At 61.3% G+C, this 23,927-nt stretch carries 25 protein-coding genes and 3 pseudogenes; 13 read left to right on the top strand and 15 right to left on the bottom strand.

The window, feature by feature from the left end:
* Nucleotides 1–190: 190 nt before the first annotated feature.
* From NKI67_RS32200 to NKI67_RS32220, 5 genes are all read right to left on the bottom strand, one after another.
* The gene (locus tag NKI67_RS32200) at nucleotides 191–1,192 is read right to left on the bottom strand and encodes an ABC transporter substrate-binding protein (protein ID WP_023676187.1); all 1,002 of its coding nucleotides are present in this window, start codon (nucleotides 1,190–1,192) and stop codon (nucleotides 191–193) included.
* Between the two features lie 225 nt (nucleotides 1,193–1,417).
* Nucleotides 1,418–2,149, bottom strand: coding sequence for a histidine utilization transcriptional repressor HutC (hutC, locus tag NKI67_RS32205; protein ID WP_023676188.1), 732 nt, complete (start codon nucleotides 2,147–2,149; stop codon nucleotides 1,418–1,420).
* Between the two features lie 31 nt (nucleotides 2,150–2,180).
* Entirely contained in the window at nucleotides 2,181–3,203 is a 1,023-nt protein-coding gene (locus tag NKI67_RS32210) for a zinc-dependent alcohol dehydrogenase (protein ID WP_023676189.1), read from the bottom strand.
* Nucleotides 3,204–3,218: 15 nt separating this feature from the next.
* A complete protein-coding gene (gene hisD / locus NKI67_RS32215) occupies nucleotides 3,219–4,541 on the bottom strand; it encodes a histidinol dehydrogenase (protein WP_023676190.1) in 1,323 nt (440 codons plus the stop codon).
* Nucleotides 4,542–4,621: 80 nt separating this feature from the next.
* On the bottom strand, nucleotides 4,622–5,395 hold the full coding sequence (locus NKI67_RS32220; RefSeq protein WP_023676191.1) for an SDR family NAD(P)-dependent oxidoreductase: 774 nt from the start codon (nucleotides 5,393–5,395) through the stop codon (nucleotides 4,622–4,624).
* A gap of 198 nt (nucleotides 5,396–5,593) precedes the next feature.
* Here NKI67_RS32220 and NKI67_RS32225 point away from each other — a divergent pair, with 198 nt between their 5' ends.
* The 3 genes from NKI67_RS32225 to NKI67_RS32235 all read left to right on the top strand — a co-directional run bounded on the left by NKI67_RS32225 (nucleotide 5,594) and on the right by NKI67_RS32235 (nucleotide 9,259).
* Nucleotides 5,594–7,660 carry a N,N-dimethylformamidase beta subunit family domain-containing protein gene (locus NKI67_RS32225; protein ID WP_023676192.1) on the top strand — a complete coding sequence of 689 codons (2,067 nt, stop codon included), beginning with the start codon at nucleotides 5,594–5,596 and terminating at the stop codon, nucleotides 7,658–7,660.
* Nucleotides 7,661–7,975: 315 nt separating this feature from the next.
* On the top strand, nucleotides 7,976–8,611 hold the full coding sequence (locus tag NKI67_RS32230; RefSeq protein WP_023676193.1) for a dihydrofolate reductase family protein: 636 nt from the start codon (nucleotides 7,976–7,978) through the stop codon (nucleotides 8,609–8,611).
* A gap of 102 nt (nucleotides 8,612–8,713) precedes the next feature.
* Nucleotides 8,714–9,259 (top strand): dihydrofolate reductase family protein, encoded by a 546-nt coding sequence (locus NKI67_RS32235; RefSeq protein ID WP_023676194.1) that lies wholly within the window; start codon nucleotides 8,714–8,716, stop codon nucleotides 9,257–9,259.
* 46 nt (nucleotides 9,260–9,305) lie between these two features.
* Here NKI67_RS32235 and NKI67_RS33980 read toward each other — a convergent pair.
* The 3 genes and pseudogenes from NKI67_RS33980 to NKI67_RS32250 all read right to left on the bottom strand — a co-directional run.
* Nucleotides 9,306–9,470, bottom strand: a pseudogene (locus tag NKI67_RS33980) (GMP synthase (glutamine-hydrolyzing)); the annotation flags it as partial.
* Nucleotides 9,471–9,866: 396 nt separating this feature from the next.
* A complete protein-coding gene (locus NKI67_RS32245; RefSeq protein ID WP_352648885.1) occupies nucleotides 9,867–10,202 on the bottom strand; it encodes an NAD(P)H-dependent oxidoreductase in 336 nt (111 codons plus the stop codon).
* 160 nt (nucleotides 10,203–10,362) lie between these two features.
* Nucleotides 10,363–11,259, bottom strand: coding sequence for a LysR family transcriptional regulator (locus tag NKI67_RS32250; RefSeq protein ID WP_023676196.1), 897 nt, complete (start codon nucleotides 11,257–11,259; stop codon nucleotides 10,363–10,365).
* A gap of 268 nt (nucleotides 11,260–11,527) precedes the next feature.
* Here NKI67_RS32250 and NKI67_RS32255 point away from each other — a divergent pair, with 268 nt between their 5' ends.
* The 5 genes and pseudogenes from NKI67_RS32255 to NKI67_RS32275 form a co-directional block, all read left to right on the top strand.
* Nucleotides 11,528–12,262: an SDR family NAD(P)-dependent oxidoreductase gene (locus NKI67_RS32255; RefSeq protein WP_023676197.1), complete on the top strand. Its 735-nt coding sequence runs from the start codon at nucleotides 11,528–11,530 to the stop codon at nucleotides 12,260–12,262.
* Between the two features lie 150 nt (nucleotides 12,263–12,412).
* Nucleotides 12,413–13,012: an NADPH-dependent F420 reductase gene (locus NKI67_RS32260; protein WP_023676198.1), complete on the top strand. Its 600-nt coding sequence runs from the start codon at nucleotides 12,413–12,415 to the stop codon at nucleotides 13,010–13,012.
* A 3-nt stretch (nucleotides 13,013–13,015) separates the two neighbouring features.
* Nucleotides 13,016–13,522, top strand: coding sequence for an SRPBCC domain-containing protein (locus NKI67_RS32265; RefSeq protein ID WP_023676199.1), 507 nt, complete (start codon nucleotides 13,016–13,018; stop codon nucleotides 13,520–13,522).
* Nucleotides 13,523–13,558: 36 nt separating this feature from the next.
* Nucleotides 13,559–14,371 carry an SDR family NAD(P)-dependent oxidoreductase gene (locus NKI67_RS32270; protein ID WP_023676200.1) on the top strand — a complete coding sequence of 271 codons (813 nt, stop codon included), beginning with the start codon at nucleotides 13,559–13,561 and terminating at the stop codon, nucleotides 14,369–14,371.
* A 3-nt stretch (nucleotides 14,372–14,374) separates the two neighbouring features.
* Nucleotides 14,375–14,487: pseudogene (locus tag NKI67_RS32275) on the top strand (alpha/beta fold hydrolase); the annotation flags it as partial.
* 887 nt (nucleotides 14,488–15,374) lie between these two features.
* On the opposite strand, the gene NKI67_RS32280 reads toward NKI67_RS32275, so the two are convergent.
* The gene (locus NKI67_RS32280) at nucleotides 15,375–16,238 is read right to left on the bottom strand and encodes a class I SAM-dependent methyltransferase (RefSeq protein WP_023676202.1); all 864 of its coding nucleotides are present in this window, start codon (nucleotides 16,236–16,238) and stop codon (nucleotides 15,375–15,377) included.
* Between the two features lie 133 nt (nucleotides 16,239–16,371).
* Nucleotides 16,372–17,265 carry an NAD(P)/FAD-dependent oxidoreductase gene (locus NKI67_RS32285; protein ID WP_023676203.1) on the bottom strand — a complete coding sequence of 298 codons (894 nt, stop codon included), beginning with the start codon at nucleotides 17,263–17,265 and terminating at the stop codon, nucleotides 16,372–16,374.
* Here NKI67_RS32285 and NKI67_RS32290 point away from each other — a divergent pair.
* The 3 genes and pseudogenes from NKI67_RS32290 to NKI67_RS32300 all read left to right on the top strand — a co-directional run.
* Nucleotides 17,264–17,515 carry a hypothetical protein gene (locus NKI67_RS32290; protein ID WP_352648888.1) on the top strand — a complete coding sequence of 84 codons (252 nt, stop codon included), beginning with the start codon at nucleotides 17,264–17,266 and terminating at the stop codon, nucleotides 17,513–17,515. The genes NKI67_RS32285 and NKI67_RS32290 overlap by 2 nt on opposite strands.
* A 37-nt stretch (nucleotides 17,516–17,552) precedes the next feature.
* The gene (locus tag NKI67_RS32295; RefSeq protein ID WP_023676205.1) at nucleotides 17,553–18,200 is read left to right on the top strand and encodes a TetR/AcrR family transcriptional regulator; all 648 of its coding nucleotides are present in this window, start codon (nucleotides 17,553–17,555) and stop codon (nucleotides 18,198–18,200) included.
* Nucleotides 18,196–18,423: pseudogene (locus tag NKI67_RS32300) on the top strand (hypothetical protein); the annotation flags it as partial. The gene NKI67_RS32295 and the pseudogene NKI67_RS32300, both read left to right, overlap by 5 nt.
* Before the next feature lie 727 nt (nucleotides 18,424–19,150).
* On the opposite strand, the gene NKI67_RS32305 reads toward NKI67_RS32300, so the two are convergent.
* Complete coding sequence (locus tag NKI67_RS32305; protein ID WP_023676206.1) at nucleotides 19,151–19,807, bottom strand: TetR/AcrR family transcriptional regulator; 657 nt, start codon at nucleotides 19,805–19,807, stop codon at nucleotides 19,151–19,153.
* Between the two features lie 87 nt (nucleotides 19,808–19,894).
* Between NKI67_RS32305 and NKI67_RS32310 the strand changes: the two genes are divergently transcribed.
* A complete protein-coding gene (locus NKI67_RS32310; protein ID WP_023676207.1) occupies nucleotides 19,895–20,260 on the top strand; it encodes a VOC family protein in 366 nt (121 codons plus the stop codon).
* A gap of 14 nt (nucleotides 20,261–20,274) precedes the next feature.
* On the top strand, nucleotides 20,275–20,766 hold the full coding sequence (locus NKI67_RS33985; RefSeq protein ID WP_502894794.1) for a GFA family protein: 492 nt from the start codon (nucleotides 20,275–20,277) through the stop codon (nucleotides 20,764–20,766).
* Nucleotides 20,767–20,838: 72 nt separating this feature from the next.
* Here NKI67_RS33985 and NKI67_RS32315 read toward each other — a convergent pair whose 3' ends face one another.
* The 4 genes from NKI67_RS32315 to NKI67_RS32330 form a co-directional block, all read right to left on the bottom strand.
* Complete coding sequence (locus NKI67_RS32315) at nucleotides 20,839–21,576, bottom strand: SGNH/GDSL hydrolase family protein (RefSeq protein ID WP_023676209.1); 738 nt, start codon at nucleotides 21,574–21,576, stop codon at nucleotides 20,839–20,841.
* A gap of 37 nt (nucleotides 21,577–21,613) precedes the next feature.
* Nucleotides 21,614–22,561: a sigma-70 family RNA polymerase sigma factor gene (locus NKI67_RS32320; RefSeq protein WP_198023550.1), complete on the bottom strand. Its 948-nt coding sequence runs from the start codon at nucleotides 22,559–22,561 to the stop codon at nucleotides 21,614–21,616.
* A gap of 19 nt (nucleotides 22,562–22,580) precedes the next feature.
* On the bottom strand, nucleotides 22,581–23,564 hold the full coding sequence (locus tag NKI67_RS32325; protein WP_352648892.1) for an alpha/beta hydrolase: 984 nt from the start codon (nucleotides 23,562–23,564) through the stop codon (nucleotides 22,581–22,583).
* Nucleotides 23,565–23,844: 280 nt separating this feature from the next.
* On the bottom strand, nucleotides 23,845–23,927 hold an 83-nt coding region (locus tag NKI67_RS32330; protein WP_502909381.1), incomplete at its 5' end, for a GMP synthase (glutamine-hydrolyzing).

Here is a 23,927-nt window from a genome sequence, read left to right on the forward strand (position 1 = left end):
CACACCGCGCCCGGAAAACCCCGCCCGCGGATCCTCCCGCTCGCGGGGGGGTGGGTGGGCCGGGCGTTGCCGGGCGGTGGGGCGACGGCGCATCGGCTGTTTGATCACCGGCCCCGGCGCTGCGTGAGACGGGCTTGGCTTGGTCGCACGCTGCTCGGACATTTGCGTCACCACCGCGAGCCGGCCCTCGTCATTTCGCGGCCTTGACGAATGACGGGTCGATCATCTGCTCCGGCGTCACGTCCGCCTGAAGCAGCCCGGCGTTCTTGGCGGCTGCCTCGACATCGGCGAATGTCTTGGTGGAAAATTCGCCCGTCAGCGCATCCTTGTTTTCGGCGAGAGTATAGTAACGCACGCCATCAAAGGCGGTGTTGAGGTCTTCGACGCTCGAACCGACTGCCTTGGAGATGATCGCCCGGCCGTCGGGCGTGTCGGCATTGTAAGCCTTCAGGGCCGCATCCCAGGTTTTGATCATGGCAAGCACCTGGCCGGGACGCGACTTGATCACCTCATCGCGCACCACGAACACGTCGCTGATCAGGCCGGGATCTTCGCCTGCGGTGAAGAGCAGCTTGACGTCCTTGTTCTGTGCCCTGGCCGCGGTGAGATAGGGCTCATAGGTCACCGCCACCGGGACCTGGCCGGCGATCAACGCACTGCCGGCATCCGCCGCCGGCATTGGAACCGGCTGGACATCGGCGATGGACATGCCATTCTTGGCGAGCGCGTATTTGAGCAGGATGTCGCTCGTCGTGCCTTCCTCAAAAGCGACCTGTTTGCCCTTGAGGTCGGCGACGGAGGCGATGTCCTTGCCGGCGATCATGGCGTCCGCCGTCATGCTGACGTCGAGCAGAAGCACGATCTTCACCGGCAGGCCGGCCGCTACCATGCCCATAGCCGTGTGGGTCGCGATGTTGGCGGCATCGAGCTGGCCGCTCGCCAGGGCGGCGTTGATGTCCTTGTCCTCGGCGAAGTTCACGATCTGTACGTCGGACAGCCCGCTTGCCTTGAACAGACCCTTGGCTTCGGCGACGTGCCACTGGCCGTAGCCAAGCCATGGCTCGATGCCGATCTTGAATGTTCCTGCCTCAGGCGTCGCCGGAATTGTCGTGTCGGCCGCGTAGACCGCCGGGGCAAACCCGACGGCAGCAGCCATAACGAGTGCCCGAAATTGTCCTGCTAGGTTACGCATCATCTTGTTCCCCTTGATGATCAGGCCGCTTTTTTGAACCAAACATCCGGCCTGGTGAGAATGCGGGCTTCTGCCCTTGCGGCACCGTGCCTCGGCATCTTAGCTGTTCGTTCAACGAAAGTGCGACGACACTTCAACGTCAGCAACAGCGGATGTCAAGGCTAAATACATACATGCATATACAAGTTAGCCCCCTCCTTCCGACTCTGATTCGCTTCACTGCGATCAGGTTTTTTTGGATGGAGAATATCGACTGCCAAGCGAGTAGCGGCTGCCAACGTAAGTCAGCTTGCTGATCGTGGCAACGACGGCGCCCGTCCATGTCCGGCGATGCAGAAACAGGCAGCAGCTGCCGACGTCGATGCCCAGATACCGCGCCGTCTCGGCATCGGCAGGGGTCGCCGAGATGATGTGCTCGACCTCCGTCACCGGGGTTTTCTGCATGAGATAGTCGTAGGTCGCTGTCCTGGAAAAATCCTGCTTGTCATAGTCGGGTATCAGGCCCGGGTTGACGAAGCGCTCTTCCAGTTGCACAGGCAGGTCGTTCTCGAAGTTAACGACGATGGAATGATAGACCGACACGCGCTTTGCAAACTCGAACGAAAGCGCGAGCTCCTTTGTCGGCATGATCTTTTCGAGGACGATAACCTCGGAGCGATGCCTGTTTCCCCGCGCGACAATTTCCGCCGCGATGTTGTTGATCTCGATCAGTGCGGATTGCGGTCGAGGTGGCGCGATGAATGTGCCGACGCCCTGGAGCCGGATCAGAAAACCCGCAGAGGTCAACTCCCGCAAGGCACGATGGACCGTCATCCGAGACACGCCGAGTGTCGCCACGAATTCATTTTCGGAAGGCAGCTTGCGGTCCTTGCTCCATCGCCCCGTTCCGATGTTCGTCAGGATGTAGTCCTTGACCTTCTCGTAAAGAGGGCTGGCGGTGTCGGGCAAAGTTATCATTTCAAAAATCCTTTCCGGCAAGGTTCGGAAATCACACGCGCCCGGCACACCGCATCCGGACGATCGTTTTCAAGCCGTCACCCTGCCCCGCCAACAGCCGCTCATAGGCTGCGGGAACATCATCCAGGCCGATCTCGCGGTCGATCAGTTCGACCATGGGCTCGGTCAATTCGCCGAGCATCCGAATGGCGTCGGGAAGCTCATCGGCAAAGGCGTGGCATCCCAGCAATGCTATTTCGCGTTCAACCAGGATGTTGGGATCGATATCGAGGCGGCCATGGAATATGCCGACCATCGCAACGGTGCCGCCGGCATCGAGAACGCCGAGCAACTGGCCGAGTGCTGCGACGCTGCCGGTTGCTTCGACGGCAGCGAGCAAGGGGGCATCCGCGGTGGCGGCGGCAATGGCGTCCCGGTTCAAATCGACGATGCTGGCGCCGGTCACACGCGCCACGCGGGCGCAGCGGCCAGGGTTGCGATCGGCGACGAGCACGGTACCTGCGAATGTCCGGGAAAGCAGCAGTGCGGCAAGCCCGCCGATAGTCCCGCAGCCGACGACAAGAACGGAGCCGGCCGTTTTCGGCAGACGCCGCACTGCGTGCAACGCTACAGCCAGCGGCTCGGCCATCGCCGCGACCCGTTCGTCAAGCGCGGCATCGACGACGTGCAGCAGGCGTGCGGGCAGGACCGCCTGTTCGGCAAATCCGCCGTCGCATATCTCGCCGACAAAGCCCAGCGACGTGCAAAGATGCCGCCTGCCTGCATGGCATTGCGCGCATTCTCCACACCAGAAACGGGAATCGGCGACCACGCGGTCGCCAACAGCGACGGTGTCCACGCCCTCGCCGATGGCGATCACCGTGCCTGTCAGCTCATGGCCAGCCGTCGAAGGCGATCGGCTTATCCATTGGCCCGTGCGGAAGTTGTGGAGATCGGAACCGCAAATGCCTGCGGCATCGACCCTCAGCTTCACCCAGCCCGGCTCGGGAGCGCCTGGCGCGGCGATATCCTCGACGCGCAAGTCGCCGGGTCCATGGAGTCGCGCCGCCCTCATCGTCATCGTTTCCGCTCAGCCGGCGAGATAGCGATCGCGGATCTCCGAAACCGCGTTCTCATGCGAGCTGAATCCTTCGTAGCGGGCGAGCCTGCGGGCATGCAGGGCGAGTTCCGGATAGGCCGCCGAGGTCACATAGCCGACCGACGATCTCTTGACGAAATCCGTCACGGAAAGCGGTCCAAAGGTTCGCGCCCACCGGCTGGTCGGCAGCACCGCATTGGGTCCCAGGACGAAGTTGGCGAGGGTCACCGGCGTATGCGGACCCATGAGGATCTCGGCAGCTTCCGTGATACGTCCGAGATGCGCAAATGGCTCCGTTGACAGAATCTCGAGGTGCTCCGGCGCATAGTCGTTGATGAAGCGGTAGCTGTCCTCCAGCGACTCGGTCAGCACGATGCCGCCGCGCTTCCCAGTCAGCACCGCGCGTGAGAACTCCACACGCTGTTCGCTCATCCGGGACCAGTGTTCCGGTATCGCAATCAACGCGGCTTCGGCGACCTTGCGGCTGTGCGTCACCAGGTAGGCCGAGGAATCCGGCCCGTGCTCGGCCTCGATCAACAGGTCAAGAGCAGCCAGGCCGCCGTCGACGCTGTGATCGGCAAAAATGATCGCTTCGGAAGGACCGGCGGGCAGACCTGTGTTGATGATCGGGGACAACACGCTCTTTGCCGCCACCACCCACGGGCTCCCCGGCCCGACGATCTTGACGGCAGGCTTCACGGTCTCGGTTCCATAGGCGACGGCGGCGACCGCATGGGCGCCGCCGCACTTGTACACGGTCTCCACGCCGGCGAGGCGGGCAGCAACCAGCGTCGCGGCGTCGACGGAACCATCCGAAGTCGCAGGCGTCACGATCGCGATCTGGGGAACCCCGGCAATCACCGCCGGAACCGAGGTCATCATCGTCACCGAGGGAAAGGCGCCTTTGCCGCGCGGAACATAAAGCGCAACGGAAGCAATCGGTGTGTATCGGTCGCCCGCATAGGCGCCCGGCCGAACTTCCTTGAGCCACATCGTTTCCGGGCGCTGCTCCTCGTGGAAATGCATTATGTTCTCGATGCCGAACCGGATACTCTCCACGACATCCTTCTCGACCTTGTCGAATGCCGCGTCGAACTCCGCTTCCGAAACTTTCAGTCCACCGTCGGCAACATCGGCTTTGTCGAGTTCGCGTGCAAACCGGAGCAATGCCGCGTCACCTTCATCCTTGACGGCCTGGATGATTGGACGGACCTTTTCGATGAAGGAAGACAGATCTCCTTCGGCGCGTTTCAGTAAACTGGCCCGCTGATCGACACTGAGGGATGACAGGCGGTGGAAGCTGACGTCAGACATGGCGGCTCCTTTTCTTAGAACGCAATTACGATTAGCGCTTGTCGATCACTTCTGGGACACGTCTCCGGCCCCTGAAGCCTTCAAATCGATGCGAGAAAGCCTCCATCCACGGGAATGGACTGGCCGGTTATGTAGGCTGCCGCATCCGAAGCGAGGAACACCGCGATTCCGTGCAGGTCCGAGAGATCACCAAAACGGCGCTGCGGAATCTTGGCGAGCATCGATTGCTGCCATGCCTCGTTGCTGTAGAACACGTCTGTCATCGCTGTCCTGAAATAGCCAGGCGCAATGGCGTTGACCCGGATCCCGAGATCGGCCCACTCCGCTGCAAGCGCCCGCGTCATGCCGAGGAGGCCTGATTTCGACGAGCCGTACGGCACCGCCGTGGGAACCCCAACCTCGGAGGTCAGCGAGCAGAGATTGATAATGACGCCGGGCCGTCCGGCGTCTCTCATCTGCCGCGCGGCGGCTTGGGCGCAGAAGAAGGCGCCTTTGAGATTCGTATCGACAATCCTGTCCCACAAGACCTCGTCGACATCGAGTGAAGGCCGGACCTCTTCCGTACCTGCATTGTTGACGAGAATATCGAGACCTCCGAGCAGGCTGCCGGCCTCGGCTGTCGCCGCCAGGCAGCGGTCGACATCGGTGACGTCCAGGGCGATGGCGTGCGCGACCCCGCCGGCGGTGCGGATGGCGGCCATCGTCTTCTCGAGCGAGGCCACGCTGCGCGCCGTGACCGCGACGTCGGCGCCGGCCGCGCTGAGCGCCTCGGCGATGCTGCGCCCGATGCCACGGCTTGCGCCGGTTACAAGCGCCTTCCTGCCTGACAGATCGAAGAGAGATGCGTTGCGCATGTCATCCTCCTTGGTAATGTCGCGCTTGGACCGATCGCGTCGAGACTATCCGAATGCAGCTTATCTATACAAGCATGTACATCATGGCTGTAGTGCGCCATGCGGAACTTTGCTTGTCAGAGCGGCAGCGCATTGGCCGACATCGGACCGGACTACGCGGTTCGCCCCAGCCCATCTGGAGTTCATCGGGAGGGATAGATGAAGCGCGCAGTAGACCACGACGCGATGAGCGTGGTTGGCTATACCACCCCCTGGAGTGCCAAAGCAGGCCAGCGGATCAAGCTCAGCCTGTCATGCGATCGGCCGATAAAGGCCACACGAATTTGCCGGCTCGACAAGCCGGCTCCGGAATTTCTCGCCTGGCCCATCGAAACGGTAGGTGAAGCACGGCGTCGGCATTTCGACCAAGGGTCGTTCCTGTTCGTGCGAGCCGGCGAACTGGCCAAAGTACAAGCCGTCCACGGCATACGTTTTGAGCTGTTCCTCACGCGCAACGAAGGTGCGCGCACGATCCTGGAGGCAGGCGCCCTCGGGCTGCGCCTCCGCGACGGCGCATTTGTCGTGGAAATCGGCGGCGAAACCCTTGTCGAGAAGAAGGCGCCAACTGGTGTGTGGCTCACTGTCGAGTTGGACCTGCGGCAGGAGCAGTTGCGCCTGCGCATCAAATCCCATGACCGTCTCGCGCCTTACGAACTCCACGAAGGTTTTGCCAGCCCTGAGCGGACCCTCCAGGCGCACGACATCCATTTCGGCGCAAGTGCCACCAACCACGAACCTACTCTCAACGCGAAATTTGCTGCGATCCGGCTCGACACCCCACAGGGGACCATTGCCTGGGATTTCCCGACGCTGTTACCAACGCAGCCGATCCTGTCGTCGGGCGGAGCAGATCCGTTGCTCCTCGACGTGATCAATCAGCCAGCCTTCTGCGTGACTTCGGCACGCTGGGACGGATCGAGCTTCGAGCCTCGCTTGGTGCCGTCGCACTACGACGCTATCCATTGCCACGACGACGACATCGGCCCGCTTGGGTGGCCGGTCTCGCACCGCGCGACGATCCCCGAAAACGCACACCCAGGCGTCTACGCGTTCCAGGTCGAATGGGAGGGTGGCTACGAACGCGTGGTGTTCTTCGTCACCTCTTCACAGGTTTCGTCGCCGCTGTTGTATCTCGTGCCGACGGCCACCTATCTCGCTTATGCGGACGAATATCTCCCGGATCATCTTTATGAATGGAAAGGCGACGACCGGGGACATCGCTTCGCGATCTCCAACAATCTGAAATCCCTTTACGACTACCATTCCGACCTTAGCGGTGTTTCCATCTGCTCCTACAAAAAGCCGAAAGTGACGCTCAGGGACGATTACGATTATCCGCTCTGCGGCTGCCCACACAATTTGCCGGTCGATCTGCACTTCCTCCGATTCTGCCACGACAATGGAATCGTGTTTGACGTCATGACCGATCACGATTTGCACGAATGCGGCATAGACGGTTTGCGTCGACATCAAGCCGTCGTCACCGGCAGTCATCCCGAATATATGTCGATCGAGATGGAGCAGGCGCTGCGGCAGTTTGTGGCCGAAGGCGGCAGCATCGCCTATCTCGGCGGAAACGGCTTTGCTGCCACTGTGGCTTTCAAGGACGATCTGATGGAGTTGCGGCGCTCGCCGCTGGAGGCCGGCCGAACCTGGGACGGCCCGGTCGCCGAACAGGCGCTGTCGATCACCAACGAACCAGGCGGCTATCTCCGTTGCCGCGGCCGAGGCGAATTCACGCTGATCGGTGGCGCGATCTCACTGATGGGTTTCGATGGCGCACGCCCCTTCACGCGCACTGAGGAAAGCCATGAAGCAGGATGCGCATGGCTGTTCGAAGGCGTTGAAAATGCGACCTTCGGCACCGACGGCATCGTGCTGGGCGGTGCCGCGGGCTACGAAGTGGATGCGACGGATCCAGCCCTCGGCACTTCCGCTGACACCGTCGTGATCGCGCGGGCGACGGGATTTCCCGACAGCTTCTTCCAGGATCCGACGCGCTGGTATGAGGGCGGGGATAGGCAACGCATCGCCCGCCGCTGCGCCGAAATGACCCTGCGAAAGCTCGCAGCAGGCGGCTTGATCTTTTCCGCAAGCTCGGTTGCCTGGTGCGGCGCGCTGCCAGCCGCAGGCGCCATGAACGATGTCGGCAGGATCACGCTCAATCTGCTTACCCGCCTCGGTGCCACGAAAGGAGAACCCGGCCGAGAAAAATGGATAAGCTGATTGGCGCCGTTACGGAAAGACCCGTATCCGGTTTTGGGAATCAAATCAGTCGGCGTGCACCGGCTTCGTCTCACATGTCTCTCGCCACCTGGCGGACGGCAGTTGCCTCAGCCGCAACCTTCAGGTGCGCTGCTTTGACAAACGGCGCTGAACCAGAATTTGGCGCGGCATCAACGACACCCTCGCCGACCAGGCAAGGAAGCTAGGTATCCCTTCTTCGGCGGCGCGCAAGCGTTGTCGGACTATCCCGCAACGAATTGTCGGAACTGACCGATCTGGCCCGTCCTTGGGTCTCACCAGCGCAAGGAAGAAGCGATGAGAGACCTGATCTTGAAGATGTCCATATCGATCGACGGCTTCGTGAGTGACCTGGATGGCCGAAACACATGGATGTTCGGCGCCGATCAAGAGGCGAAGGCCTGGGGCGTAGAGTTCATATGGAACTCGAGCCTGCACATCATGGGCAGCCGCAGCTTCCGTGACATGGCCGCCTGGTGGCCGATCTCCTGCGACCAGTTCGCGGCGCCGATGAACCAGATCCCCAAGGCCGTCTTCTCACGACGGGGACCGGAGATCCTGAGGGAGGTGAGCAAGTCGGCGGCGCTCGATGAGGCTCGCGCCGTCAACGCGGGAACCGGACAGCCGGCGAAGTTGCAGCCCGGTGGTGAAAGTTGGGCGGAGGCCTATGTGGCGAGCGGTGACTTGGCGGAGGAAGTCGCGAAGTTGAAAGCCCAAGAGGGCAAGCCGATCATCGCCCACGGCGGAGTGAGCTTCGCCCGCAGTCTCGTCGCCCAAGGACTGGTCGACCAGCTCGCCCTGACGGTGGCCCCCGTGGCGCTGGGCAAAGGCCTGCCGCTGTTCTCCGAACTGGTCGCGCCGATGTCTCTCAAGCTGGTGAGCTCGAAAGCCTTCCCGGGGGGCGCGGTGGCGCAGATTTACCGGCCAACGTGAACACGTCAGAGAATGTGTGCAACCAACGAACCGACGAAGTGAGGGCGAGGTATAAATGAATGCGATCCCTTCGGATCGTCGTCGATCGATAGGAGCCTGTGCATGGCGAAGCTTGTATTCGGAATGATGCAGTCGCTCGACGGCTATGTCGCTGGCGCCGAGGGCGGGCCCGGGCTGCCGATGCCCGGAGAGGCGCTCCATCGCCACTTCAACGCCCATGTGCGCGGGATCGCCGGCAGCCTCTACGGCCGGCGCATGTACGAGGTAATGCGCTATTGGGACGAGGATCAGTCGGGACAGGACCAGGTCGGGCGCGACTTTGCGGCGGCCTGGCGGGCGCAGCCGAAATGGGTCGTCTCTCGCACCCTGAAGTCGGTCGGGCCGAACGCCACGCTGGTGGACGACGATCTCAAAGGGTTCGTTAGGGCGCTTAAAGCCGAACACGAGGGCGAGATCGAAGTCGCCGGACCGGAGCTTGCGGGTAGTCTGACCGAGCTTGGCCTTATCGATGAGTACCGGCTCTACTTCCGTCCCATCGTGCTTGGTCGCGGCAAGCCATTCTTCGCCGGCCCGCGGCCGCCGCTGCGTCTCGTGGCCAGCGACCGGGTTGGCGAGGACGCGATCAGAGTGACGTACGTTCCCGCCTGATCACAACCCACCCGACACCCTAACGTCCGTCGGACCGAATTTGAGCTCATTCCCACTCGATGGTGCCTGGCGGTTTGCTCGTCACGTCATAGACGACGCGGTTGATGCCGCGCACCTCGTTGATGATGCCGGTGGCGGCTGCGCCCAGGAATGCCATGTCGTGACGGTAGATATCCGCGGTGCCGCCATCTACCGATGGTGATGCGCGTACATACCGATAAGGGCAGCGGTCACGAGCCGCGCTGTCCCCACGGGCATTGCTCTACCTGCGCCCTTCAAGGAAAAGGAGCATTGTGACGGGGCTTAGCTATAGACGCTGTAGCATTGATCTAATGCGATTTATCGCAGCATCGACACCTTGCCTAGGCAGACTTTCAACCTTGTAAAATGAAAGGAACGTAAGCGAGGCTTGAGGAGCACAGGTATTCAGAATAGCTGTCTTGAGAACACGCCGCACTGGCCGCCTGAGGATCAGCCAATCGACCCACCAAGGTGAGCCCAAAGTTGTTATTGCAACCACCTTCCTTAACTGGCGAAGTCGCGGTTGTATGGCACCAAGATCGGCTGCGTGATGGTATGCAATACCAGGCACCCATACCCTGTCGAATCAGCCCTTCAATATAGCTGGAGGTCCGAACCACCACGTGGGAAAAATCAAGACGATAGTCTCGGCCCAGAGAAGATCCTCAATCTCTTTAGCTACCTCTGTAGTCTCGAATCCGGAATAGTAGCTCGCGCGCTCCGCCGGTGTAAGAGCCGGGAAGAAGCCAGATCGATACAGATCAACATGTCGGCACTGGTGCTTCGCATCCATCAGGGTGTCGATAGCTGCGTTCGAAAGCGTTTGGCAAAGGCTTGGATTGAGTGGATGAGCCGTGACAATCAAGCATCGCATACCAATATTTTGAATCCTCCCCAATTTGGTTGCGCTGCGCGTCATCATTCGTGCGGCGCGGTGCTCGGGCAAAGCTTCTCATACCAATCATGGATTTCGAAATAGCTGTACGCGCCACAGTCTTCAAAGAGCAATTGTTTTTCAACGCCGAGAATGGCCCTTCTACAGCGGTACGCTCGAGACAGCGCCATCGGCGACCTGCCAGGCGTCAGTCGCGCGATATGGACAGCCCCGCGAGAAGCGGCGCGTACGCGGCGAGCCTGCGGGATACGAACTCCGTGAAGAGCCGTACGCGCTTCGTCTTGCGTGTCTCCCCCTGTGTGAGAAGCCAGAGCGTTCCGTACATGTGCAGGTCGGTGCCCGGCACCCTCACCAGTAGGGGGTCGGCATCGCCGACGAAGCAGGGCAGTGTCGTGATCCCGAGCCCTTGCCGTACAGCAACGATCTGCGCCTCGGCGTCCGTGGTCCTGAAGGGAACCCCCGTGGTGCGAACCTCACCCTCGCTGGCCCATTCCGGAATTCCATGAATGCTTATGACGATCCACCGGATGGGATCAGGCGCGCCCGCACGCCACGCGGCTAGTCGATCACAGGACATATAGACGCCGCCGAACACCTCCGGTCCCTTCAGGCCATGAAGATTGAGCGGCAGGGTTTTGCGGTCGTAGACGACGCGGATCGCGACGTCGGCCTCTCGGTTGGTCAGATTTGCCAGCTCGCCGGACGACAAGATTTCCATCTCGATGTCCGGATGCAGACGCGCGAAATCGGCGAAGTCCGGCATGAGCAGGTGTGTCGCGAGGGGCGGTGCCAGCGTCACCCGCAGAAGCCCGCGCACGCTCTGGTCGCGCCCGAAGACGCGCGTCTCCAGCAGGTGCGACGACACTTCCATCTGGTCCGCGAACTCGAGGACCTCCTCGCCCGCAGCCGTCAGGCGGTAGCCCGAAGGCAGCTTTTCGAACATCTGCACCCCGAGGCGTTCCTCGAGCTGGGCGACGCGTCGCAGCACGGTCGAGTGGTTCACACCGAGGCGCTCGGCAGCGGCCCGCACCGAGCCTCCGCGCGCGACGGCAAGAAAGTAGCGAACGTCATCCCAGTCGATCATGGTGCAATCCGGCACCGCGCGGTGCGCCTTCCAAAGCCCGTATCTAACACATCGAACAGCAGTACGGGCGGTCATCATAGCCTATGTCGACGAGCGCGGCTCAATTCCGAACGGCGGACGCCGATCGTCGCGGCTGGCGTCAGTCGTCCAGCCGGATCGATTTCGCACCACCGATGTGCGCGCTTCCGCACTCAACAACTGACGCCGGCGGACCCATTTCGAGGTTCTCGGAGGCAGATGCCGTCCCGACACCACGAAAGGAGAAGTCATGGGAAAGCTTGAGGGTAAGGTTGCAGTCATCACGGGTGGATCGAGCGGCATGGCGCTGGCGAGCGCCAAGCGGTTCGTTGAAGAAGGCGCCTATGTTTTCATCACGGGCCGGAGACAGGAGGCGCTGGACGAGGCCGTCAAGCTGATCGGCCGGAACGTGACCGGCGTGCGCGGCGACGCGGCCAATCTCGACGACCTCGACCGCCTGTTCGATACAGTCAAGCGGGAAAAGGGCAGGATCGACGTCCTGTACGCGAGCGCCGGCACGGGCGAAGCCGTCCCACTGGGCGAGATTACCGAGCAGCACTTCGATGCGGCCTTCGGCCTGAATACGCGCGGCACGCTGTTTACGGTTCAGAAGGCGTTGCCGCTGTTCAACGATGGCGGATCGATCTTCATGACCGGGTCAGTTGCTTCGGTGAAAGGTTTTCCTGGTTACAGCGTGTATGCGGCGAGCAAGGCGGCGCTGCACGCATTCGCACGCGGGTGGCTCAACGAACTCAAGGGCAGGAATATCCGGGTGAACGTGCTGCACCCGGGGCCGATCGCCACACCGATGCAGGACCAAGTTCTGACCGAGGAGGCGAAGCAGATGTTCGAATCCCTGATCCCGCGGGGAAAGATGGGGCGTCCTGAGGAAATTGCGACGGCCGCGCTGTTTCTTGCTTCCGACGATTCGAGCTTCGTGAATGGGGTGGAGTTGTCCGTCGATGGCGGCTTCTCGGCCATCTGAAATCGCGCCGGATCGCGGGAAGCGGCTGACCGGCGGGAACTAGCGTGTCCATGGTGGAACGACCACGCAAAGGTCGCCACACAGCGGAACGAATAACCCAGCGCCGTTGAAGGCCGGGGAATCAATACCAACACGGATCGGAGAAGCATTATGAGCTACGCAATTGTAGGATTCGGTAAGATAGGCCAGGCCCTCGCCCACGCCTTCGCCCGTAAAAACATCGACGTGGCCGTCGCGAGCCGCCGGCCGCCCGAGGCGTTGGCGCCGCAGGCTCGGGCGATTGGACCCACGGTCGTCGCCAAGTCGCTGCGGGATGCACTCGAGGCCGACACAATCATCTTGGCGGTCCCGTTCGGGGAGCATCGCGAGGTTGCGAAGGCTCTGCCGAGCTGGGAAGGCAAGATAGTCATCGACGCGATGAACGCGTTTCCAGTCCCTGAAGAGCTGGACGGTCTCCCGTCCTCCGCCTTCGTCGCGAAGGCGTTCACCGGCGCCAAGCTCGTCAAAGGGTTCAATCATCTGGTTGCGGCCACCCTGGCTGCCGATCCGATCGTCCAGGGCGGGCACCGTGTCGTCTTTCTGTCGAGCGACGACGAGGACGCGACCGCTCCCGTGGCGGCCTTGGCCAAACAACTTGGGTTCGCACCCGTCAAGCTGGGAAAGCTCAACGAGGGTGGCGCGCTGGTGCAGGCACGCGGCCGCACTTGGGGCCAGCTCATCTTCCAGGATTTGTTCAAGAAGGAGCAGTAATCGATGTACGACCATGTGACTTGGCCCAAGCGATATGATCCGAAAACGTCGGCCATCTACGCACTCAACGACATTGACGTGAAGGCGCCGCCTGAAGCGGTCTGGAAGCTGCTCGTCGAAGCCGAGAATTGGTCGAGCTACTTTCCCGCCGAGGATCAGGTCAAGATTCTGACGGGGGAGCCGGAACTGGCGCTCGGAACGCGATACAGCCGTGTGACGGTTGGATTTCCGATGAGTCTGGTCGTGACGGAATGCGAGCCCCTTCGCAGGCTCGCATGGGCGACGACAGTTGATGGCGACGAGACCGGCTCAAGCGCATACCATGGCTGGGTCATCACGCCTACGGACCATGGCTGCCATGTGCTGACTGAGGAAACGCAGCAGGGCCCCTTCTTCCTCGATGAGCTCGGGCGCAAACATCCCGGCGCACTCTACCGGTATCACCAAGACTGGGTCGAAAGCCTCGCCCACGCAGCGGAGGCGGAAACAGCGAAGACGACAGTGGATTGATTGCGCTTCCTATTTAATTTTTTGGAGATGAATGAGATGAATATCGAACTCCAAGGCCGCAAGGCCATTGTTACCGGATCCACCGCCGGTATCGGCCGCGCGACGGCGGAGGGGTTGGCGCGTGCCGGTGCATCGGTCGTCGTCAACGGCCGTGGAAACGCTCGGGTCGATGAGGCGGTGCGGCAGATGCGGCAGGCCTTCCCCGGCAGCGACATCTCGGGTATCGCCGCTGATCTTGCGACAGCGGAGGGGGCAAAGGCCTTGATCGCGCATGCGCCAGACGCCGATATCCTTGTGAACAACGTCGGTACAGCACACATCCGGAGCTACAACGGCGTCGAGGATATCGCAAATATCCCCGATGAGGACTGGCTTGACCTCTTCCAGTTGAACGTAATGAGTGGCGTGCGCGCGAGCCGTCATTACCTGCCGCGGATGGTGGCGAAAGGCTGGGGCCGCGTCGTGTTCATAAGTAGCGAATCCGCAGTCAACATCCCTAAGGAAATGCTCGACTATGGCATGACCAAGACCGCTCAACTCGCGGTCTCACGCGGGCTTGCCGAGGCGGTCGCGGGCACGGGCGTCACCGTCAACGCCGTCCTGCCGGGACCTACCCGCTCTGAGATCCTGGGCAACTTCATGGCGAAACAGGCTGACGCAAATGGAATCACGCAGCACGAAGCCGAGCAGGGCTTCCTGCAGGCGATGCGTCCGACGAGCCTCATCCACCGCTTCGCGACCACCGATGAGGTGGCCAACATGATCATCTACACATGCTCGGAGCAGGCTTCGGCGACCACCGGCGCGGCTTTGCGGGTGGATGGTGGCGTGGTCCGCTTCGTCGCGTAGCAGGACGACCAAATTGTTCCGTTCGCCAACTCGGGTCCGCTGTCGGCCAAGCTGCTGAAGCATGGCACGCTTAAGTCTACAGGGATCTGGCGCACGGCATGCGCACGGTCCACGCATTGCGGGAGCACTCTGAAACTATGCGAGGCACGAGAACGTATTCAGCTACGGCGCCGTCCCCGCTGTGCTCGGCGGCCGTGCGCTCGTCTCGTTGGTCCCGCCCCGGGGCTTAGACCATGATACAAATCCACGGAACATAATGTCTATTGTCCGAGGAATTGGATCGGCGCTCCAACCCCAATCCAAAGCATGTGCTGTGGACGGCGCGGTGTATCGATCCCTTTGAGCCTCTCTACACATAATCGAAGGTCTATCGCCGACCTGCAAAACGGCTGCTTGTTCTTGCAGAATCGCCCGCGAACTATCGCCTCCTATCGTTGACCAACAATTTCCGAATATATCCGACAGTACTCCAACCTCATTCCCACTCGATTGTTTTAAGTGATCGTAACGCATTGAATTCCCTGCACAAATTCTTTCTGCACGCAATGAAGAACCGTCTCCCCGATCCGTCAGAAATTTGCGCTCTTGAATTCAAAGGAGAATTTCGGCGATTCAAAATCTGCTCGGTTTCAGCGACTATCGGCATCGATTGGTCGATTTTCGACATTCTTTAGCTGTGCCTTCACGATCCCGTCGGCAAAAAGACCGTCACGGCTCGCAAGAGCCTGAACGACACGCAGTTCCTCTCATGCCTTGATCCGTCCCGGACTTACGCCTTGGCGGCGTTCTGTGCAGCCTCGAATACATCGCGTGCGGACGTCGTACCCGCTACGTGCTCCGTAAGCACGTGCACCAACGTTTTCGAGTGTCGTGCAAACGCTGTACCCCGCCATCAAAGCCTCTAGCTCGCTAATGGCGGCTTCCAAGCCAGAAGGGACATCAATCTGACCGGCCAAAGACGCCCCGCTCCACCGAGCGGGGGCGTCTCCCCTGTTAATCCCTGTCAGCTTGCCGGATTGCGTGCCATGACGATCCACGCCGCGCCGTCGATCATCACCGACCGCTCGCCGGGGAGGCCCGCGAAGGCGGCACGAACCGCGGCCGAGGCGCGGGCGCGGATGTCGTCGGGCTGATCAGCGAGAGCGCGCGACAGCGGGCCGACCTCGAGTGTCATCTCCACCGCGTCGTCGATCGCCGCGTCCCGCGTCCCCCCCTCGCCGAACGGGATGGAGGCATCGAATGGCGCGATAGCGACATCGGTGAAGCCAGCCGCCGTTAAAATACGCGCCACCCGCCCCTGGTCGCCAAACGAGAACGGGCCGGGCGCTTCGGGATCGGGCGGCGCCGTCGGCGGGACGATGCCCTTGATCGCGCCCATCGGCAAGCGCACCCAATCGTTCTCGGCCATGCCGCGCCAGCAGACGAAAGCGACCCGCGCGCCCGGCTTGAGCGCACGGCGCATATGAGCGAACGCCGCCGTAGGATCGTCAAAGAACATCACTCCGAAGCGCGAGAACAGGATGTCGAACGCGCCCTCGGGCAACGCGGTGCTGCTGGCGTCGGCCACCTGGAACAGGGCCGGCGTATCCTGCGGCGCTAGCGCGCGCGCTCTGCCGATCAGCGGTTCGGATATGTCCACGCCTAGCACATGGCCCCCCGCGCCGACGCGGGCGGCCAGATCCAGACTAGACGCCCCCGCGCCGCAGCCGACGTCCAGCACGCGTTCGCCCGTGGCGGGCGCGGCGGCTTCGATCGCGGCCTGGCCGAACACCGCCATCATGGCATCGAGCCGGGCCTGGTAAGCGACCCAGCGCTCCCCGCTTTGGCCATTCCAGTCGGCTACCTGATAAACATTTTTCTCTGCCATGCCATATCCTTGTTCTGATTCTTTCTTTGCTAGGCTCTCCCCTCAGGGGAGAGGGGGCCCGCGTTCCGTGGCACCGGCCCGCAACCTTCAGAATATGATAGCCCGCGGCAACCGGAGAAGGGAATCTGTGCTCTCAAACCAGCATCGACTGCTGGGAGAAGATGCCCGCCATCGCGCCGTGCGATGATGCCGTGGTGACCGAGGCCATGAGGGGGTTGGCGAGGTCGCCGGCGGCGTAGATGCCGGGAATGCTGGTTTCGCGGCGCTCGTCGACCTTGAGGACGATGCCGAGGGACGTATCGACCGTGGCGAGGCCCAGTGATTCATGCAGGCTTGCGGACGGCTTGTTGCGCGGATGGGCGAACAGGATGTCGACCGCGACATTGCGGCCGGTATCGAGATTGACGGTGGCGATATGGCCCCCGTGATGGGCGATCTCGGTGATCCGGCCATCGACGACAGGTATGTTGCGGCGCGCCAGATCGGCCCGGATATCGGGTGGAATGTCGTGACCATCGGCGAAGAGCGTCAACGTGTCGGTCCAATCGTGGTACAGCCTGACATAAGTATGCGACTGCGGGCCGGACCAGACGAGGCCCCAATGCTGGCCGGCGACTTCAAAGCCGTCGCAATAGGGGCAGGGTACGATGGACGTGCCCCAGCTTTCGGCAAAGCCCGGAACATCAGGCATCTGGTCGGCGACGCCATAGCTCAGGATCAGGCGCCGCGCCCCAAGGCTTTCGCCATCGCCAATGAGGACGGAGAAATCGTCGATGGCGCCGGAGACGCTGTCGGCCCGGGCACTGACCAGCCTGATCGTGGGATAACGCGCCAGCTGCTGCCGCGCCTCGGCCAGGATGTCCAGCGGTGGCTTGTGATCGTGACCGAGCAGGCCATGCGAGTGGCCGGCGAAGCGATTGCGCGGCAGGCCGGTATCGAGAACGGTGACCTTGCGGCGGGCACGGCCGAGCTGCAGGGCGCCGGCGAGACCGGCAAAGCTGCCGCCGATGATGATGACGTCATCCATGGTGATAAGCTCCGTGTTGTGGATGGAGGGGGTTGGGCCGGGCCTGGCGCGAAATATCGTCCAGCGATACGCGCTCGAGACGGGCAGCGAGCAGGGCTTCGGCATCGACGAGAAAGTCGCCCATCACTGTGTTGACCGGCCGGACAATGCCGCATTCGATATCGCCGGGCGGCCGGGGAAACTTGATTTGGAGGACAGGTTGAAACCTATCCATTGGCTTGCACATTTCAGATACTACATGGTATCGTAATGCAAGAATTAGGATACTGTCAAGTACTGGAATTGTCGTGACCGAAAACAGCCAGGGCCGGCGCGGCCGGCCCGCCAACGAGGCGCTTGGCCAAACGATAGTCGACGCCGCGTGCGAACTCTTTGTGGAATTGGGTTTTCAAGCGACGACATTAGACAAGGTCGCCCAGCGGGCGAAGATATCCAAGCTCAGCATCTATCGGCACTTCGAGAACAAGGAGGCGCTGTTCAGCGCGGCCATCGCGGCCCGCTGCCATCAGTTTGCACCACAGGCCCTTTTTGAAGGCGTCGACGGTTCGGCCGAAGATCAGCTCATGGCGGTGGGATCATCCCTGCTTCGCACGCTGTTGAGCTCGGACGTCCGCAGTGTCGAAGCCATGATCATGGCCGACAAGACGAATCAAAAGTCGTTAAGCAAGCTCCAATACGAAGCCGGCCCCGCCCATGTCATCGCCCAAATCGAGGCCCTGTTGCGTCAGTTGCACGCGAAGGCGGTTCTGAACGTGCCCGATCCTCTCCGGTCCGCCCGCTTGTTTGCCGCGCTTTTCAAAGGATCCGATCTCCTGATTATCGCACACTTCGATCAGGCGAGAGCAGAGGACGACAACGAAATCGAATCCTATTGCCGGTCGGCCGTCGCCATGTTCATCGCCGCGCACGGTGGCAACGACCACGCGGGCGGATAAGCATTTGATTGCTCCGGGCAGCTTGGCCGGGACCGTCGTCCAGGCGCTTCGTCATATTGGGCCGGCGCGCGCGGCCGAGCTTGCACAGATCGCGGCACCTCATCTTTCTCCCAACGATAAAAAGACGCTCGCATCTACCGCGGTCCAAGCTCCCGCCTGGATGCGGTCGACGCTTCTCTCCATCGCAGATCCGGCAGCAGTCGGGACAACATTTGATAGGTGATGCGACGGTGCCATCCGACGATATGCGATCGGGTCCGGAACATCGATCGGTACCGCAGCCAAAGCTGAAACTATGTATGTCGATAACTAAAGTACCGTCAGCGCGGAAATGTCATGCTACGGGTAATTTTCGTTATATATTTCAAAGCGTTGACACACAGAAAAGTACCGTCAAACCCTAAAAAGGAATGACGGTACTTTTTAGAATGCTCTGTCGGATACAAAAGCACCGTCAAAAGTACCGTCAGAGTGATCTGCTACAAGCTGCGAGCCGCGCCAGGCGCTCCGATAAACTTAACGATTTCAATGGCTTGATAGGTTTGTCAATTCCATTGATAATGTGCCCTGGCTAGCAGTCTGCCCTGCCCGCAAATCATTGTATTTTCTGCGAAATTCTACGCTAGAGCCGCCTATCATCGCCGTTTCCCTCACTCCCACTCGATCGTTTTGAGCCATGGTAACGCGTTGACGCGGCAGCACAAACTTTTCTGCACGCCCTAAAGAACCGACTCTGCGATTCGTCAGAAATCTGCGCTCTTGATTTCAAAAGGGAATTTCGGCGATTCGGGATCGGCTCGGTTTCGGCGACTATCGACAACAATCGGTCGATTTTCGACAGCCGCGCCGCAACAAGCCGCGACCCACTGGGGACCAAAAAAAGGACCGTCAAACACGGCCGAACGGTCCGCACGGTAGCGCCCGGCATTCGCTCGTCGCCGTGGCGTGCCTCACTTGCCGTATGACGCAAGGAACACCCGTACGCCGGCCGCGGCGTGCCGTCGAAGCTTCGCCGGTTTCGGAATCGACTCGTCACCCAACAGCATGGCCCTGTTCAATGGCTCGCCCATAATCAACCAATTGAACTGGGAAGCGGCGACGGCCGGATCATCGATCGCAAGCAGGCCGCGATCAGCCAAGCGCTCGAACAACACTGCCATCGCCGCAATTGCGCGCCCGGGTCCGCCATCGAAGAGCGCCTTTGCCAGTTCTGGGAAGCGGCCGACCTCGCCGATCACCAGACGGCGCAGCTGCATGACGCGCGGCGTGAGTACAGTGGTAAGCTGTCGGTACGCATAGCGCTGAAGATAATCGGCAATATCTTCGCCCTCGGCGAGTTCGGGCATTTTACTGTGGACCCTATCGCTGGCTCGATTGGTCACGCTGCTCACGATCTCCACGAACAGCATCTCCTTGTTCGGAAAATTCTTGTAGACGGTCTGTTTCGACACCGCCGCAAGCGCCGCGATCTCGTCCATATTGGTGGCCAGATAGCCCTTTTGCAGAAACACTTCTGTCGCCGCCTCGAGGATGGCCCGCCGCTTTTTCGCCGACCGGCCGTGCGGTTCGAGTTCTTCTGAAACACCTGCTGAACGCGTCGTGGTCATGCTCCTGGCGTGTCCGCTGCCGATTGATTCATGGTACTGGACCGTCTAGTTTGATTTGGACCGAGATGCAATGGGGAGAGATCGACAATGCACATCCAGTTCGCGGAGCTTCCGGTGTTCGACCAGGAACGCGCCAAGGCGTTCTACATCGATCACCTGAACTGCCGCGTCGTCGCCGATCAGCCAATGGGCAATGATGGGTGGCGATGGATCGAACTCGGATTTCCAGGTGCCGAAACCACCCTCCACTTCCTAAGGCGCAAGGACGAAACACCATCTGAGGGGCCCGTCCTCGTGCTGGTTGACAACGAAATCGAAGTCACCGTTCAGAGACTCAAATCGCGAGGCGCCGAGATCATAGCAGAACCGCGCCCCGCGCCATGGCAACCGGGGCGCACGATCGCGGAATTTCGGGACAGCGAGGGCAATCGCATGATGATCACCAGCAGATGACGCACTCACCTATCATGACCGCAACTTGCTCTTGCGGTGGCGTCGAACTCAAAGCCTTTGGCAGGCCGATCGTGAGCAGTGCCTGCTACTGCGACGACTGCCGGAAGGGAGCTGATCAGATCGAAGCTTTGCCAGGTGCTGGCGCCATACGCGATCCCGATGGCGGCACCGCATACATCCTCTATCGAAAGGACCGCATCGAGTGCTCCAAGGGGGCCGAATTGCTGAGGGGTTACAAGCTTAAGGAAACTTCAGCCACGAATAGGGTCATCGCCATGTGCTGCAATTCAGCGATGTTAATGAACTTCGATAGAGGTCCGCATTGGGTCTCGGCATACAGAGCGCGGTTTCACGGAGAACTCCCGCCACTGCAGCTGCGGATTTGCACTAAGTTCAAGTCGGACAGCGATGTCATTCCTGACGACGTGCCGAGCCACCGGGGTTATCCTCTAGGGTTCGTCGTTAAACTTTTGGCATCGCGCGTGGCGATGTTGCTAGGTCGATAAACCGGCCGCCAGCCTGCGCGATAAGACATTCAGATAGGTGCGCAAATCGGATACAGCCTTGCCGCTCAGGGTTCAGGCCTGAACGAATTTCTGTAGGCGATCCGCCACGATCAGCCCTGCCCGGCTGTTCAAGTGCACGCCGTCGGTGTGAAATAGCCAGCCATTTACGCGGGCGACATCATCCGGACGCTGCCGCAGCACCAGTACGCGAAAAGCATCGCGATAGAATGGAAGAAAGTTGAACGCCGTGTAGGCCCGGCCAGGCGAGGCGCGAACCGCCTCGGTGAGCGCCTCATGGAGCGGGACATAGCCGCAGCGTTCCTCGTGCGCGATGGCCGCCACGATCGCAGAATATTCCTTGATCCGCCGGTTGAGCTCGCTCTGGAACGGGTCGTCCGAATCCGGCGCTTCTCCTATCGGAGGGAGCGAGCAAAGGCCGATGTCCGCCGCCGTCTCGCGCTTCAGCCTGCGTGCTATCTCGGCCAGATTCTCGTGGAACCAATCGGGCGAAGGCGTGCGGGGCAGACGCTTCCAAAACGTAAAGAACCGCCGCACTTTGCGTGACACGAGCGTGAGAACATCATTCCCGCCGACCCAGACGATGACCTTGTCGGGACGACAGGCGAGCACATCCGGCAACCGCTGCAGCGCGTTGTAGGCCAAGTCGCCGCCGACGCCAAAATTCCGGAACTCAAATTGCCCGTTGCCCGGCCGCCGGCGGAGCTCCGCCATCCAATCGAATGCCTGGCCCTTGCCCGCCGTGCTGCTCGACCCGAGGCACGCCACGATTTTTCGTTGAGGACGCACCATCGTAACTCCGCCAGGCCAGAAGTGAGAAATCGTCGCCTTATGCTCTTCCCAAAACGGCTGGCCCAGTCATGAGTTTCAGGTCGGATTCCGCGGCGTTTTCCAACATCCATGGACAGGCATAATAATCTTCGATGCGATCGATGACGCGACCGGCGACATGGACACGAACCGGCCACGCGACCTGCCACCGGTCGCCTCGCTGGAAGAGCACGATCAGGACAGGCTCTCCGTCGATCGCCCCCAACACCATGGTCCACGTCTCCGGGTTTCGCTCGTATTCGACGAAATAGGGAGAACTTCTGAGCAGGCCGTCGAAGCAGTCGGCGACCCGCAACCGAGCATCGGCGCTGGTGAGGCTCCGCACGCCATCCCAGTCATGGCGGTTGAAGAGGTCAACATAGCGCTGCAAGAGCCGCGCGGTGTCGGGATCAAGCGGACGGTTCGGTTCACCGGCAGGTTCAGGGGGCAAGTCGGCGAGCTTCGCCCGTCCGCGGGAGAGCGCGGATTTGACGCCCCCAACCGTCGAGTCCACGAGTTCTGCGGTCTCTTCCAGCGAATAGTCGAACACGTCCTTCAGGAGGATGCAGGCGCGCTCCTTGGGCGGCAAGCGGCCAACCAGCCGTTCGATGGCGCGGCGTGCATCGGTCGCTGCCGGCTCTGCAGAGACAACGCCGATGTCGTCCGAATAGGCGTGCTCCGCGCGCTCGCGCACATCGCGTCGCCTCAGAAAGTCGATGCAGCGATTGTGAGCGATGCGAAACAGCCAGGGCTTCAGCCGGCGGGCATCGTCGAGGGTCTCAATCTTCGTGTAGGCCTCGAACAGCGTCTCCTGCACGAGATCCTCACCGTCGAGGCGTGAGCCCGTCATGCGGGCGCAGTAGCGATGCAGTTGGGCGCGGACGCCTGACACCGTCTCGAGGAAGGCGCGATATCGCGCATCGAACAGGCCGGTCGGTCGCTCGGGCATGTCCTTCAGCTGCCACATCTTGGTTTCAATTTGCCAGTCATGCGACCTCCTGACCTTCAGCGCGTGTTGCCGCGGTTGCGGCCAGACCAAGCTTGGGGCGAACCCATTGTGCCGACCGCGCGATCGCGTCGTCGGCTTCGGGCGCGCGCCCAGCCATCATCTGGAACGAGTGCAGCATCCCCGGAAATACGTCCAGGCGCGCCTCGACGCCGGCGGCCTTTGCGCGATCGGCAAGCGCTCGGCTGTCGTCGAGCAGGGTTTCGTCTCCACCCACTTGCAGATAGATCGGCGGCAGGCCCTTCAGATCGGCAAAGATCGGGCTGGCGAGTGGATGCCGGGGATCGGTCCCTGCAAGGACTTGCGATACCAGCATATCCACGACCGCCCTCTGGAAGAAGGCGTCCTTCTCGCGGTTGCTTTCGTAGGAGTGCCCGCTCGCCGACAGATCATACCAGCCAGAGATGCTGAGAATCGCGGCCGGCAGCGGCCGCCCCGCATCGCGGAGTTTCATCGCCGCCGCAACGATCAGGCCAGCACCAGCGGAATCGCCTGCAGCTATGGTGTGCTTCGGCGCGACACCCTGCTCGGCGAGCCATTCGAACGCGGTCACGGCCTGCTCGATTTGGCGCGGAAACTTGCTCTGGAAAACGTAGTCGTACGTAGCGAGCAGAGCGTAACAGCCGATCGCCTTAGCAAGGTGTCCGACCATCTTGCGATGGGTCCAGATCGATCCGCCGACATAGCCACCGCCGTGCAGGTAAAGCATGACCCGGTCTTTGGCCGCCGTTTTTGGCTGAACCCACAGCGCGGTCTTGTCGCCGAGGTTGGTCTCGACGTAATCGACGCCGCCCGGTTCTGCCGTCAAAACGGACCACTCGGATGCTTCCTGTGGCGATTCTCGACCGCTGCGCCAGGCCTCCGCAAGCGTTTCGTAGTGTATCTTGTTCGCCAGGCTCTGCTTGCTGTTCATGTCACGCTCCAATTCGTCCAGGAGGGCGATGTCAAGGATGACCGTGCCCATGAACAGCTAAGACGGATGAACCCAGCGAAAGGATACGTGGCCGGCAGATGCAACGCCTCGCCGGTGGCAGTTGCCGCGGACCCCGGGTGTCAAACCCAGCAAGGCTAGGCTGCTCCACCCTTCTCTGTGGGACGTTCGTTCCAGACATTCGCCGATCGGCCAGATGCTTCGTCTATGCCGTCGCCGGGTGGCCGGGGGCTGGGACTATTGACTATTATCGCCGAGCCAACATCGCCTTAAACATGCTGCTCTATCCTCTTCTACTCCGCAGTACTCCTCGTCACTCCCACTCGATGGTGCCTGGCGGCTTGCTCGTCACGTCGTAGACCACGCGGTTGATGCCGCGTACCTCGTTGATGATGC

Source organism: Mesorhizobium sp. M0408 (assembly GCF_040321495.1).
Taxonomy (GTDB): Bacteria; Pseudomonadota; Alphaproteobacteria; order Rhizobiales; family Rhizobiaceae; genus Mesorhizobium.